The 10818-nt window shown below is 62.6% G+C and carries 19 protein-coding genes; 10 read left to right on the top strand and 9 right to left on the bottom strand.

All coding sequences use genetic code 11. The annotated features are described in order from the left end of the window. Nucleotides 1-236: 236 nt before the first annotated feature. Genes NKI73_RS32920 through NKI73_RS32910 form a run of 3 tightly spaced genes read right to left on the bottom strand, consistent with a single transcriptional unit; the run spans nucleotide 237 to nucleotide 1656 of the window. A complete protein-coding gene (locus tag NKI73_RS32920) occupies nucleotides 237-590 on the bottom strand; it encodes an SDR family NAD(P)-dependent oxidoreductase (protein ID WP_352636151.1) in 354 nt (117 codons plus the stop codon). Next, nucleotides 517-867, bottom strand: coding sequence for a hypothetical protein (locus tag NKI73_RS32915; RefSeq protein WP_352636149.1), 351 nt, complete (start codon nucleotides 865-867; stop codon nucleotides 517-519). The genes NKI73_RS32920 and NKI73_RS32915 overlap by 74 nt, the downstream gene beginning before the upstream one ends. An 18-nt stretch (nucleotides 868-885) precedes the next feature. Then, complete coding sequence (locus NKI73_RS32910; protein ID WP_352636147.1) at nucleotides 886-1656, bottom strand: NIPSNAP family protein; 771 nt, start codon at nucleotides 1654-1656, stop codon at nucleotides 886-888. Nucleotides 1657-1750: 94 nt separating this feature from the next. On the opposite strand from NKI73_RS32910, the gene NKI73_RS32905 reads away from it, so the two are divergent. Beyond that, the gene (locus NKI73_RS32905) at nucleotides 1751-2431 is read left to right on the top strand and encodes a TetR/AcrR family transcriptional regulator (RefSeq protein WP_352636145.1); all 681 of its coding nucleotides are present in this window, start codon (nucleotides 1751-1753) and stop codon (nucleotides 2429-2431) included. 219 nt (nucleotides 2432-2650) lie between these two features. Next, nucleotides 2651-3784: a metallophosphoesterase gene (locus tag NKI73_RS32900; RefSeq protein WP_352636143.1), complete on the top strand. Its 1134-nt coding sequence runs from the start codon at nucleotides 2651-2653 to the stop codon at nucleotides 3782-3784. A gap of 56 nt (nucleotides 3785-3840) precedes the next feature. On the opposite strand, the gene NKI73_RS32895 is transcribed toward NKI73_RS32900, so the two are convergent. Beyond that, entirely contained in the window at nucleotides 3841-4029 is a 189-nt protein-coding gene (locus NKI73_RS32895) for a CsbD family protein (RefSeq protein ID WP_352636141.1), read from the bottom strand. 189 nt (nucleotides 4030-4218) lie between these two features. Between NKI73_RS32895 and NKI73_RS32890 the strand changes: the two genes are divergently transcribed. Further along, nucleotides 4219-4872, top strand: coding sequence for a glutathione S-transferase family protein (locus NKI73_RS32890; RefSeq protein WP_352636139.1), 654 nt, complete (start codon nucleotides 4219-4221; stop codon nucleotides 4870-4872). Nucleotides 4873-5050: 178 nt separating this feature from the next. On the opposite strand, the gene NKI73_RS32885 is transcribed toward NKI73_RS32890, so the two are convergent. After that, nucleotides 5051-5383: a hypothetical protein gene (locus NKI73_RS32885; RefSeq protein WP_352636137.1), complete on the bottom strand. Its 333-nt coding sequence runs from the start codon at nucleotides 5381-5383 to the stop codon at nucleotides 5051-5053. A gap of 14 nt (nucleotides 5384-5397) precedes the next feature. Here NKI73_RS32885 and NKI73_RS32880 point away from each other — a divergent pair, with 14 nt between their 5' ends. The 6 genes from NKI73_RS32880 (at nucleotide 5398) to NKI73_RS32855 (ending at nucleotide 7870) form a co-directional block, all read left to right on the top strand. Beyond that, on the top strand, nucleotides 5398-5607 hold the full coding sequence (locus NKI73_RS32880) for a cold-shock protein (RefSeq protein ID WP_010915421.1): 210 nt from the start codon (nucleotides 5398-5400) through the stop codon (nucleotides 5605-5607). Between the two features lie 366 nt (nucleotides 5608-5973). Further along, nucleotides 5974-6204, top strand: coding sequence for a hypothetical protein (locus NKI73_RS32875; protein WP_352636153.1), 231 nt, complete (start codon nucleotides 5974-5976; stop codon nucleotides 6202-6204). Continuing rightward, entirely contained in the window at nucleotides 6204-6611 is a 408-nt protein-coding gene (locus tag NKI73_RS32870) for a hypothetical protein (RefSeq protein WP_352636135.1), read from the top strand. Before NKI73_RS32875 ends, NKI73_RS32870 begins: the two co-directional genes overlap by 1 nt. Before the next feature lies 1 nt (nucleotide 6612). Continuing rightward, nucleotides 6613-6777: a hypothetical protein gene (locus NKI73_RS32865; RefSeq protein ID WP_352636133.1), complete on the top strand. Its 165-nt coding sequence runs from the start codon at nucleotides 6613-6615 to the stop codon at nucleotides 6775-6777. A gap of 4 nt (nucleotides 6778-6781) precedes the next feature. Continuing rightward, nucleotides 6782-7159 carry a YkgJ family cysteine cluster protein gene (locus NKI73_RS32860; RefSeq protein ID WP_352636131.1) on the top strand — a complete coding sequence of 126 codons (378 nt, stop codon included), beginning with the start codon at nucleotides 6782-6784 and terminating at the stop codon, nucleotides 7157-7159. Nucleotides 7160-7258: 99 nt separating this feature from the next. Continuing rightward, complete coding sequence (locus tag NKI73_RS32855; RefSeq protein ID WP_352636129.1) at nucleotides 7259-7870, top strand: LysE family translocator; 612 nt, start codon at nucleotides 7259-7261, stop codon at nucleotides 7868-7870. Between the two features lie 212 nt (nucleotides 7871-8082). On the opposite strand, the gene NKI73_RS32850 is transcribed toward NKI73_RS32855, so the two are convergent. The 4 genes from NKI73_RS32850 to NKI73_RS32835 form a co-directional block, all read right to left on the bottom strand. Next, nucleotides 8083-8361: a hypothetical protein gene (locus NKI73_RS32850; RefSeq protein WP_352636127.1), complete on the bottom strand. Its 279-nt coding sequence runs from the start codon at nucleotides 8359-8361 to the stop codon at nucleotides 8083-8085. A gap of 219 nt (nucleotides 8362-8580) precedes the next feature. After that, nucleotides 8581-8967 carry a nuclear transport factor 2 family protein gene (locus tag NKI73_RS32845; protein WP_352636125.1) on the bottom strand — a complete coding sequence of 129 codons (387 nt, stop codon included), beginning with the start codon at nucleotides 8965-8967 and terminating at the stop codon, nucleotides 8581-8583. A gap of 17 nt (nucleotides 8968-8984) precedes the next feature. Further along, the gene (locus tag NKI73_RS32840) at nucleotides 8985-9425 is read right to left on the bottom strand and encodes an OsmC family protein (protein ID WP_352636123.1); all 441 of its coding nucleotides are present in this window, start codon (nucleotides 9423-9425) and stop codon (nucleotides 8985-8987) included. Between the two features lie 33 nt (nucleotides 9426-9458). Beyond that, nucleotides 9459-9719, bottom strand: coding sequence for a zinc-binding dehydrogenase (locus NKI73_RS32835; RefSeq protein ID WP_352636121.1), 261 nt, complete (start codon nucleotides 9717-9719; stop codon nucleotides 9459-9461). A gap of 297 nt (nucleotides 9720-10016) precedes the next feature. Between NKI73_RS32835 and NKI73_RS32830 the strand changes: the two genes are divergently transcribed. After that, entirely contained in the window at nucleotides 10017-10625 is a 609-nt protein-coding gene (locus NKI73_RS32830) for a TetR/AcrR family transcriptional regulator (protein ID WP_352636119.1), read from the top strand. The last annotated feature ends 193 nt before the right edge of the window (nucleotides 10626-10818 follow it).

Below are 10818 nucleotides of genomic sequence, written 5' to 3'. Positions count from 1 at the left end.
AAACCCATCGCCAGCAAGATGCGAAGAGCCAGATGGAACAGAGACTTCCTCTTCCAGCTCTTTACTCATATGCGATAGCCCTGCCCTTGAGGGGGAGATGGCCGGCAGGCCAGAGGGGGGGTCGCCTCACGTGGAGCGCCAGCCTCCTCCGCGGCGATAGGAGGTCGCGTCCCGTCGAACCGACCCCTTCTGTCGCCTTTGGCGACATCTCCCCCTCAAGGGGGGAGAAAAGCAGCTCACCCCGCCGCATACCCACCGTCGATCGAAAAAATACCACCGCTGGTCCAGGCGGCCTCTTCGCTGGCCAGATAGACCGCGATGCCGGCCAGATCGTCGGGGCGGCCGATTCTGCCGAGCGGATAGCTGCGCTCGACATAGGCCTTCAGCTCCGCCTTCGCCTCGGCCGGCAAATTGTCGACTGTCTTGCGCCGCATGGCGGTGTCGACCGTGCCGGGAGCGATGGCGTTGACGCGGATGCCGCGCGGGCCAAGCTCGAAGGCCAGCGATTTTGTCGGCCTATCCCACAGTATGAACTTCGACCGCTGCCGGCGCAGGCCAGCCGAGGCCGGTTTGCGCGCCGGCGGTCGCAAGCTCCCGCAGGGCCAGCCGCCCGGCGACATAATCCTTGACCTGGCGGACCGCCTGTTCGTCTTTCGCCAGGCCGGCGAGAAAGGCTGTTGGCACGCCGGGCCGGCAGGCATGCCACCAGGCATAGAACGGATCGGCCGGCAATATCGGGTCGCGCAAGACCTGAACGCCGGCGACCAGCGGATGATCCGGAGCGAAATCGGGCTTCAACGTGCCGGCCAGGACCACCAGCCCGCCGATGAGATCCTTGTGTCGCCCGGCCCTGGTTGCGAAAGCCATCGTCAAGGCGTTTGAGGCCTAACGCCCGACCAGCGATTGCGATGTGGGTGACAGCCGCAAAATCTCCGTTGGTTTGGTCAGACCGAGCTGCGCAGCCTGCCATGCCGGCGAGGCAGCGAGGGCGGCACTGTGGCGGGCATGCGCGTCGGCGCTGTCGAAGCCGGCGACGGAAATGAAGACGTTTTCGTTTGCCCGTACCGGCAGGCGCGGAAAACTGTTTTCGGCATGCTCGGTAACAAAAGCGGCGAGCAGGTTTGCTCCAGACGCCATCATCAGGGGCGCTGTTTCAGCCTTGAAGCGGCTGGCGAAATCAGCCTCTGCACCGGGCTGCAGATGATGAATCTGGATGACAACGATGCCAGTCAGCGGCCTGTTTTGAATTGGCTTTTCGTCAATGGCCAGACTTGGCCGCTGCGCGCCCGCGAGGTCGAAGCCGGCGCCCGGCCACGCAGGCTTTAGCAGCAGCACATCGTCGGAATCGATCATTGTCGCGTTGGCCGCATGGCTGTGCGCCGCCCAGACCGGCCCGCCATAAAAGGCGGCGAGAGCATTTTTCCGCGCGACCATGCCATCGAAGCCGCGCATCCAGACGAACATGTCCGGGCGATCGAGATCCCGGAACTGGCCGATGATGGTCATGCCGGCGTCCTCCTGACCCTCGATCAGCCTGCCGTCGAAGATGTCGATGAGCGTGTCGCGCTGTCCGGGCTTCAGCGTGTACTGCCTCAATTCGACGACAGGCGAGGCGAGGACCACGGGTTTCGGCGTGGCATTCAGGGGCATGTTCATCCGACTCTCCTCAAAACAGGGTGATCATCCTGTTTATAAACAGACCGGTTGTCCTGTTTTGTCAATATGCTAGAGTCCGGCAATGTCAGCAGAGATGACCGTTCGACCAAAATCGCGCCCACGCAAACGCATCAACGATCCTGAAGGCATGCGCAAGAAAGTGCTCGATGTCGCCGAGGACGCGTTCCAGGCGCGCGGCTATCATGCCTCTAGCATCGGCGACCTGATGGCGGCGGCGGGCGTCAGCGGTGGCGCGCTGCATCACCATTTCCCGACAAAGAAGGCGCTCGCGCTGGCGGTGATCGACGAGCGCGTTGCGGCAGCGGTCGAAGAGACATGGATCGCGCCGGTGCTGGCGGCGGCGTCAGCGCGCGAAGGCGTGCGCGCGGTGTTCGAGGCCGTGGCGGCGGAACTGGAGCAGCAGGGTTTCGTGCGCGGCTGCCCGCTCAACAATCTGGCGCACGAGCTGTCCCTTGCCGATCCCGATTTCCGCCTTGCCCTTGCCGGTATTTTTGCCGGGTGGCGCCAGGCGATTTCCGACAAGCTGCGAGCCGACCAGCAGGCGGGCAAGGATGAGGGCACGGATCCCGAGCGCTTTGCCGCGCTGGCGGTCGCCGCCTATTCCGGCGCGATGTCGATGGCCAAGACGGCGCAGGATGCGAGCCTGCTGCGGGATTGTCTGGCGGGGCTGGAGTGCAGCGCGCCGTCGCCATCGCAGGGCGGATTGGCGGCCAGGCGACGCCGCAGGGTACTGCTGCGACCGAAAACCCTTTGATGTCACAGCGATAACGCGCCGCTTTGACTTGGCGCCCCGGCTCTAGCTGCTGCGCCGGCGGCTTTCATCTCATAGCCTTCGGAACTTGCGCCTGCGTCGCCGCCTCGGCAGCCTGGTTCCTGAAGGGTAGAAATGCCAGATCCATGGCACCATGTCGATGGCACGGCGGCAAGGAGAGGCGCTGGACGGCCGGCCGCTCTCCATGCTGAAATTCACCTCATGATGAATCGCCGTTCGCCTGGATTGTTTTCCCGACGCAGCCTGCTGAAGCAGATGGCAGGATTTGCCGTGGCCGGCGCATTGTCGCGCCCGGCATTCAGCCAGACCGGCCAGCGCGTCCAGTCCATCGACGCCACCTTCCTGTTCATCGCCGATGTCCATGCCTGCCGCATGGCGAGTGGCTTGAGCCCCAACTGCCTGCAGGAAGGCAAGACCGACGCTGCGCTGCTGCGCAATGTTGCGGCGCTGAATGCCCTCGAGGACAAGGATTGGCCGACCGAAATCAATGGCGTCGCCACCGGCCTTCGCTCGGCGGGCAGCCGCATCGGCGCGCCGCTCGGCCTCGTTGTCGGTGGGGACATCACCGACGACGGCGGCGGGCAGATCACCCAGCCGAGCGAGGGCACCCAGCTGCTCCAGTTCAGCCAGCGCTACCAGCAGGGCGTCGGCCCCGATCGCGTGCACATGCCCGTCTATGTCGGGCTCGGCAACCATGATCTCGACCAGAACGGGCCGCCGCACCATGTCGACTGGTACCGGCGCGAATTGCGCGACTATGTCGAGGTCAATCATCGCGCCGGCGTCTTCTTCAAGCCGCCGGTGCCGGCCACCGACTATGATATCGACACCGACTGCTATTCCTGGGACTGGGGCGGCCTGCATCTGATCCAGACGCATCGTTTCACCGGCGATACCGGCCACGGCGCCGACTCCAGCCTGCCATGGCTGAAGCAGGATCTGGCGACCTATGCGGCGGATGGCCGCCCGGTCATCCTGTTCCAGCACTATGGCTGGGACACTTTTTCGATAGAACGCTGGGATGCCGCCAAAAGGCACTACGACGATGACGGTACCGGTGCACCGCACTGGTGGGGCGAGGCCGACCGGCAGGCGCTGCTGGCGGCGCTCAAGGGCTACAATGTCGTCGGCATTTTCCATGGCCACCAGCATGATACGCCGCTGGTCTATCGCAGGGATGGGCTCGATCTGTTCAAGCCGAAGGCTGCCTATATGGGAGGTTTCGCGCTGGCCAGGGTAACCAGCGACGGCATGGACGTGGTGCTGGGCGAGGCTACCGGTGATCATGGCGAGGTCGCCTTCACCAATGCTTTCAGCAAGGGCTGGAGCACATGAAAAGGGCGGCTCTCGCGACCGCCTTCCCGACAAACAGAGCGTTTCTCGATGTCGGATCAGAGCGCCTTCTTGACCTTGTCCTTCACATCGCCATAGGCCTTCTGCACCTTGCCGGCGATCTTGTCGGCCGTGCCTTCAGCCTGGGTCCGCCTGTTGCCGGTTGCCTTGCCGGCGGCTTCCTTGACCAAGCCCTTGACCTGCTTGGCAACGCCGGCGACCTGATCCTTGTTCACCATTTTCCGCATCTCCTGGGAGTTTCGAATTCGGAGGAACCATCCGCGGGAGGCTAACGAGCCGGCGTCGGTTAGGTTCCAGGCGTCGCCCGGGCAGCAGATCAGGTCGCGCTGCCGCCTCCTGAGGCAAGTTTGGCGAGTTAGGCTGTGACCAAGCGCCGACCAAAGGGATTGCAGGTGATCGTGCGTTGGGGGAGAAAAATGGCTGAATTCACGCTCTTCATCGGCAACAAATGCTTTTCCTCATGGTCGCTACGGCCATGGGTGGCAATGAGGCATCTGGAAATCCCGTTCGAGGAGGGTTTCGTGCGGCTGCGCACGCCTGAGACCTTTGCCAATCTGGCGAAAGTATCGCCGACCGGCCAGGTGCCGGTCTTGAATCACAATGGCAAAATCGTCTGGGAAACCCTTGCCATCCTTGAATATCTGGCTGACCTGTTTCCGGACAAAAATCTCTGGCCGGCCGACATCGATGCTCGTGCGCTGGCGCGCTCGGTGGCGACCGAGATGCATTCCGGCTTTCGCGAGGTCCGCTATGGCTGGCCGATGAATTTGCGTAGGCCGAAGGGCCACAATCCGCTCGACGCCGAAGGCGAGGCGCAACGCGAGCGCATCGAGGCGTTGTGGCGCGAGTGCCGGGAAAAATACGGCAAGGGCGGTCCGTTCCTGTTTGGCCATTTCACCGCCGCTGACGCCATGTATGCACCGGTCGTCACCCGTTTCGACACCTATGGCGGCACGCTGGCGCCCGATACGCGAGCCTATGTCGACGCTGTGCTTTCCACGCCGGCGATGCGTGATTGGTATGCCGAAGCGGCCAGGGAGACATGGCCCGAGCCTGGCCCGGACGAATGAGGGCCTGGAGCGTGAGGGACATTCCGGCTGTCGCGTCACTCGTTGTCCGGCGTGCCGTCCGGCCCTGGCAAGAGCCCGCCGCGGATGAGCGTGGTGTTGTGAGCGCCAAAATAAAACGCCCCTCGCGCTTGTTATTACGCGGGGGGCGTCTTTGCCATCAGCCGTTCTTCGATTGCTCTCATGAACTGCCGACGACAGCTAATAAATGCACCTTTGCGCAGATGGTTCCCGGATGCGCAAAAATTTTTTGATGCCGCAGATTCTTTCGAGTTGGCGGCAGCAGGCGCTGCCCTGGCGTTCCTGTCCGCCCGTCATGCCGGCGGTTTGCCGCAGGCATGGTCCATGCAGATTTGACAGCTCGCCAAAAGAAGCCTACAAGCATTTCGTCGATATTTGTTTGACTGACTTTTGTTATCCGCGCTTTCGAGCGCGCCTTTGACGAACTTCCCACATCAAAAATCGGGACAAACGACGTCGTGCATCCGCATGACGTCGAACGAATATTTGCCATGGAAAGGGTTCGTCATGAGCACCGGCACAGTTAAATGGTTCAACGCCACCAAAGGTTTTGGTTTTATTCAGCCTGACGACGGCTCGGCCGACGTTTTTGTCCACATCTCGGCCGTAGAGCGCGCCGGTATGCGCGACATCGTCGAGGGCCAGAAGCTCGGCTACGAGATGGTCCGCGACAACAAGTCGGGCAAGATGTCCGCCGACCAGTTGAAGGCGGCCTGAAAACAGAATTCAGCGCTCCCGGTGGCCACGGATGTACTGGCACCGGTGAGTGGCGAATTCGGGCGTATGGCGGTGGAGACCTGAGTTTCCGCGGTATGTCATGCGCATGAGAAGGGCGTTCCCGTGCATCCCCCGTGCATCCTTTTGGATGTCACCTGGTTGCGCGGCGCCTTTTACGGAAGGTCAGGCGGTGCCTGGCCTTTTTCATTTTGCGGGTCTAGCCGCCGAAAGTGCGCTGCGCGTCGGCCTGGACGTGCTAAGGGACGCTCCAGCAACTTGAATACGCTGCCGTATTGCTTTGTGCGTGCCTCCGACCGAAGTCTCGGTCCTGGAGTATCGGCACAGGCTCCTGACAGGAGAAAGATTTTGACCACCACCAGTTCAAAGACAGCCGTCGATCAGGCCGTATCGCTGTTCAGCAAGACGCAAACCCAGTCGATGTCGCTTAACCGCATCAATTCCGAGCGCGACGCCGTCAGCGAGGCGCGAGAAGCCAAGACCGCGCGCCTGCGCGAATTGCGCCTGGAAAAGGAAGCCGACGAGCTGGCAGCGGCCGCAGCGCTCGCCGCTTTGCCGAAACGGGCCGGAAGACGCTAATGGCCACCAAGCGCGTGCCTCCGAAACTGATCGCCGCCGACTCGACCATCGCCGACGTGGTCGATGGCCTCAACAAACCGGTCGAATATGTGCGCCGGGTGCTGGAAAAGCTGGAGCGCTGCAAACGCGCCCACGGCGATGCACAGGTGCGTCTCGGCGTGCGCGGTCGCGCCGAATGCCCGAACTATTTGATCGAATATGTCCGCGAAGACGCCAAGACCCATGAGCGGGTGACGTATCAGGATGCAGCCTATAGCGGCAGCACCCATCGCGAACTGGCGCCGCATCACATCGAAGCGGTGAAAAACTGGTCGCCCGAGGAAATGAACATCACGGCGGTTTCGGCGCTGATCGGCCGCCTGCGCAATCCGCGCGCACCATCATCGCGTTTCGCCGACGAGGACTGACATGGCCATAAAATTCTCCGCCAAGGACCAGCCGGCAGCTCCGGCCGCCGCCGCGAAACCGGCCAAGCCGGTCGCCGCGCCGAAAGCCGGCAGCGGCGCCGAGACCTCGACCGATCTCTTCAAGTCGCCGACGGATTCGCCCAAGGGCAAGACAAAGAAGAAATAGCGCCTTGCCGCAAGACGCCGATCGCAATCCTGCTGCAGCAGGGCTGTCTGCCCTGGTGGCCGCTGCAAGCCTTTTGTCGCAACGCGGCACCGCTGCTCTGTTCGACTGCCAGAGCTGCGGTGCCTGCTGTTCCTACTCGGCCGAGTGGCCGCGCTTTTCCACCGAGGACGACGCGCAGCTCGACCGCATCCCGGAAAAATATGTAGCGGCCAATCTGTCCGGCATGCGTTGCGAGGGCGTGCGCTGCTCGGCGCTGTGTGGCGAGATCGGCAAGTCGACCGCTTGCGGCATCTATGACGTCCGCCCGGATGTCTGCCGTGCCTGCATGCCTGGTGACGACGATTGCCTGATGGCGCGCCGGGCACACGGATTGCCGGTGTAACGGCCAATCTCTCACAAGGGGGAGATTAAGCTCACCGCCGCTTGTGCGCCATTGTCCGTCCCGATATCTTCCGCGCGGGGCAGGGCAGCGGAGGATTTCATGAGCATCGAATTTCTGTTGACGTCGCTGATCGTCGTGGCTTCGCCCGGCACCGGCGTTCTCTACACGCTGAGCGCCGGCCTTTCGCGCGGCGCGCGGGCCTCGATCATCGCCGCCTTCGGCTGCACGCTCGGCATCATCCCGCATATGGCCGCCGCTATCACCGGCCTTGCGGCGCTGCTGCACACCAGTGCGCTCGCCTTCGAGACGCTGAAATATCTCGGCGTCGCCTACCTGCTCTACATGGCCTGGAACACGCTGAAGGAAAAGGGTGGCCTGAGCGTCGAACAGGATGTGACGCCGCGCTCGACCGGCAAGGTGATTGCCACTGGCATCCTCGTCAACGTGCTCAACCCAAAACTGTCGATCTTCTTCTTCGCCTTCCTGCCGCAATTCGTCAGCACCACCGAGCCCAACGCGCTGTCGAAGATGCTGGAGCTCAGCTCCGTCTTCATGCTTTTGACCTTTGTGGTTTTCGTCGGCTACGGCATCTTTGCAGCCTCGATCCGCAGCCATGTCGTGTCGCGGCCAATGGTGCTGACCTGGATGCGCCGAACCTTCGCCGGCGCCTTCGTCATGCTCGGTGCAAAGCTGGCGCTCGCCGACCGGTAGAAACCGGCTCGCGGGTCCTGTCGTCTCTGCGCAAAATCCCTGCCCAGACGGCCAGAAGGTGAGCCTAAAGCGTGTCGCGTCTGAACGGATTCAGGCGACCCGCTTTAGGTCTTTGTTTTTATGCATGTCGTTCTCCCAAAACCGAGATCACTTTTGGGCGACATGCATTAAGGGCCCGCCTTCATCTGCTCTTCAACCTCGGGCGGGGACAATCACTTGTTGGCGCCGCCGAGAGCCTTCAGTTTTTCGCAGAACGGTGCGTATGGTTTGCTCATCGCGGCGTCCTGGCATTCCTTCATCATCATGGCCTGATCGTCCTTGGACATCGCTGCCCAAGCGGCCTTCATTTCATCGTCGGATTTCATCGTCTTCATGCTAGAATCGGTGAAGAACGGTTCCATCATCTTGGGCGAGTCGAGCGCCCCGGCAAGCGCCGTGCCGCTGAAGACAGCCAATGCGAGTGCTCCAAGGCAGGCGGTTCTGATGTTCATCACACGAGTCCTCCCTAATGGTCTTCTCGATCGTCGAATGGCGGTCGTGCTGGATTCTAGCACAGGCTGAAATGTCTTAGGAGTAACTCATATGGCTGTGGTCGGGCGTCCTCGTGCGCCAATTGGATTAGCGGAGGCTTGCCGACGCATGGCGCCGACCTGTTGCGCCGCACCTTCGGTGCCAAGCTTGCGCTGGCGGATCGGTAGCGCCTGCCGGCGCTACCCCTTCACATAACCCTTGGCCTCGACGATGCGGCCGGCCGCCACACGCATCAAATTGACGCCACGCAGCGAGTTGCCGTCTGCCATGCAGTAGCGCCAGCTGATCGTCGCCCGGTCGCCAGCGACGAAGGTTTCTTCGAGGTCGAAGCGCGTGCCGGGTCCGGTCGCGATCGCCGACCACAGTTCGATGCAGGCGGCCTTGCCGGCGTGGCGGGCACCGTCCGGCGCCGGCGTAGTGTTCTCGATCACGCAGTCTTCCGCCACCAGTCCGTCCAGCGCCGACGGGTCGTGGCGCTGGAACACGTCGTTGAAGCGACGCATGATCTCGGCCGTTTCGGCGGAGCGCCGAGCCGTGGCGTGGTCGATGATGACTTCCTGTGTCATTGCATTGCTCCTTCCTTTCAATGATCGGTCGCGACGAGTTCGGCCTTGAGCGCGATGTTTGCCACGCCGGCCAGCGCGCGCGAGACAAGGCATGCTGTTTTCGCCGTCTCTGCGAGTTTCTGGAATTCAACCGGGGCAAGGCCCGGAATCTCGGCTTGCGTCTCAATCTCGATGCGGGTGATCGTCGGCCCGGCGGCGGTTGCGCCGAGATGCACCTTGGCGATGGTGCGGATGCCTGTCGGGATATGACCGGCTGTGCCCAGTATGGCACTCAGGGCCATCGAGAAGCAGCCGGCATGCGCTGCGGCGATCAGCTCTTCCGGGTTGGTGCCCGGACCGTTCTCGAAACGCGACGGGAAGGAGTAGGCGCCTTCGAAGACGCCGCTGCCAAGCCTCAGCCTGCCCGAGCCCCCTTTCAGCGTCCCTTGCCACTCGGCCGATGCTTCACGAATTGTCATTGTCGTTCTCCCTTGGTTTGAGGAATCGATGGGTCAGGCGCCGTCGACGACCACCTTCCCGAAGACGTCGCCCTGCTGGAAATAGCGGTAGGCATCGCCGGCCTCGGTGAAGGCAAAGACCTTGTCGATGACGGGCCGCAGGCGGTGCTGCGAGACAGCGCGCAGCATGGCTTCGAGATTGGTTCGGTTGCCGACGAAGAGGCGGCTGATGGTGGCGAGGCTGCGCTGGTAGAGTGCCGCCGGCAGCTGAATCGATCCGCCTTTCGCATCCTGCAGCGATGGCGACGACTTCACCGGCCCCGTCGCTCAACGGAACGACGCCTTGACGCGGCTGCAGCGGATAGGTGCCGTTGAGGATCATCGTGTCGCGCCGGTTGAGTGAGGTGGCGCGAACGCGCACCACGACCTCATGCGGTTTTGGCTCGGGCCGCGCCTCATCGCGCATCACCAGGCATTCGGTTCCGCCGAATCCTTCAAGTCGATAGGTTTGCATTCGGGTGCCTCGAATATATAGACTGATCTACATATTATGTAGACCGATTGTCATATTCGACGCAAGGCCTATAATGCTCGCTGCTGACAGAGGTTGACATGGCGAACGACACCCGTACCCGCATACTCGAGACGACGGGGCTGCTGCTGCGGCAACGTGGCTACCATGGCACCTCGCTCAACGACATATTGAGCGCCAGCGGCGCGCCACGCGGTTCGCTCTACTTCCATTTTCCCGGTGGTAAGGACCAGCTTGTCATCGAAGTGACGCGCGCCAGCGTTGCCGACGTGACGGAAAGGCTGGGCGAAGCGCTGGCTACCGAAAAGGATCCAGCGGTGGCCGTCCATCATATCTACCAGTCGGTGGGGCGCATGCTGGAGGACAACCAGTTTTCGCTCGGATGTCCGATCGCGCCTGTCGTGCTGGATGCGCCGACCGACGTGCCGGAACTGGCGGATTTGTGCCGCTCGGCCTTCGAACAGTGGATAGGCCTGCTGCGGGACGCCTTCGTCAGGGCAGGGGTGCCCGAGCGCCGCGCGCATGCTTTGGCGCTGCTGGTCGAATCGTCGCTGGAAGGGCTGATGGTGATCGCCCGCGCCACCCGCGACCGCGCCCCGCTGCAGGCGGTGGCCGACGAGGTCGCGGCGCTGATCGAAGCCGCGGTGCTGGCTGGCGAGGTACGGCAGCGAGCGGATGCCGCCATCTAGATTGGCCTCCAAGCTTGAGCCGTTCGACCTCAAAAACAAAAAGGGCGCCTTTCGGCGCCCTTTCCGTAGCTGAAAGCTGATGGAAGCGTGGATTAGAAATCCATGCCGCCCATGCCGCCCATGCCGCCGCCGCCCATGCCGCCAGGCATGCCGCCGCCAGCCGACTCCTTCTTCGGAGCCTCCGCGATCATGG

The sequence above is a fragment of the Mesorhizobium sp. M0496 genome (assembly GCF_040321205.1).
Lineage (GTDB): Bacteria > Pseudomonadota > Alphaproteobacteria > Rhizobiales > Rhizobiaceae > Mesorhizobium.
Note: the sequence above shows the minus strand (reverse complement) of the source record. Positions and strands in the feature narration are given on the sequence as shown.

What these genes read in the sequence shown, in the direction of transcription:
- NKI73_RS32915 (WP_352636149.1), bottom strand. Translation starts at nt 867, where the DNA reads ATGGCTTTCGCAACCAGGGCCGGGCGACACAAGGATCTCATCGGCGGG.
- NKI73_RS32910 (WP_352636147.1), bottom strand. Translation starts at nt 1,656, where the DNA reads ATGAACATGCCCCTGAATGCCACGCCGAAACCCGTGGTCCTCGCCTCG.
- NKI73_RS32905 (WP_352636145.1), top strand. Translation starts at nt 1,751, where the DNA reads ATGACCGTTCGACCAAAATCGCGCCCACGCAAACGCATCAACGATCCT.
- NKI73_RS32900 (WP_352636143.1), top strand. Translation starts at nt 2,651, where the DNA reads ATGATGAATCGCCGTTCGCCTGGATTGTTTTCCCGACGCAGCCTGCTG.
- NKI73_RS32895 (WP_352636141.1), bottom strand. Translation starts at nt 4,029, where the DNA reads ATGCGGAAAATGGTGAACAAGGATCAGGTCGCCGGCGTTGCCAAGCAG.
- NKI73_RS32890 (WP_352636139.1), top strand. Translation starts at nt 4,219, where the DNA reads ATGGCTGAATTCACGCTCTTCATCGGCAACAAATGCTTTTCCTCATGG.
- NKI73_RS32885 (WP_352636137.1), bottom strand. Translation starts at nt 5,383, where the DNA reads ATGGCAAATATTCGTTCGACGTCATGCGGATGCACGACGTCGTTTGTC.
- NKI73_RS32880 (WP_010915421.1), top strand. Translation starts at nt 5,398, where the DNA reads ATGAGCACCGGCACAGTTAAATGGTTCAACGCCACCAAAGGTTTTGGT.
- NKI73_RS32870 (WP_352636135.1), top strand. Translation starts at nt 6,204, where the DNA reads ATGGCCACCAAGCGCGTGCCTCCGAAACTGATCGCCGCCGACTCGACC.
- NKI73_RS32865 (WP_352636133.1), top strand. Translation starts at nt 6,613, where the DNA reads ATGGCCATAAAATTCTCCGCCAAGGACCAGCCGGCAGCTCCGGCCGCC.
- NKI73_RS32855 (WP_352636129.1), top strand. Translation starts at nt 7,259, where the DNA reads ATGAGCATCGAATTTCTGTTGACGTCGCTGATCGTCGTGGCTTCGCCC.
- NKI73_RS32850 (WP_352636127.1), bottom strand. Translation starts at nt 8,361, where the DNA reads ATGAACATCAGAACCGCCTGCCTTGGAGCACTCGCATTGGCTGTCTTC.
- NKI73_RS32845 (WP_352636125.1), bottom strand. Translation starts at nt 8,967, where the DNA reads ATGACACAGGAAGTCATCATCGACCACGCCACGGCTCGGCGCTCCGCC.
- NKI73_RS32840 (WP_352636123.1), bottom strand. Translation starts at nt 9,425, where the DNA reads ATGACAATTCGTGAAGCATCGGCCGAGTGGCAAGGGACGCTGAAAGGG.
- NKI73_RS32830 (WP_352636119.1), top strand. Translation starts at nt 10,017, where the DNA reads ATGGCGAACGACACCCGTACCCGCATACTCGAGACGACGGGGCTGCTG.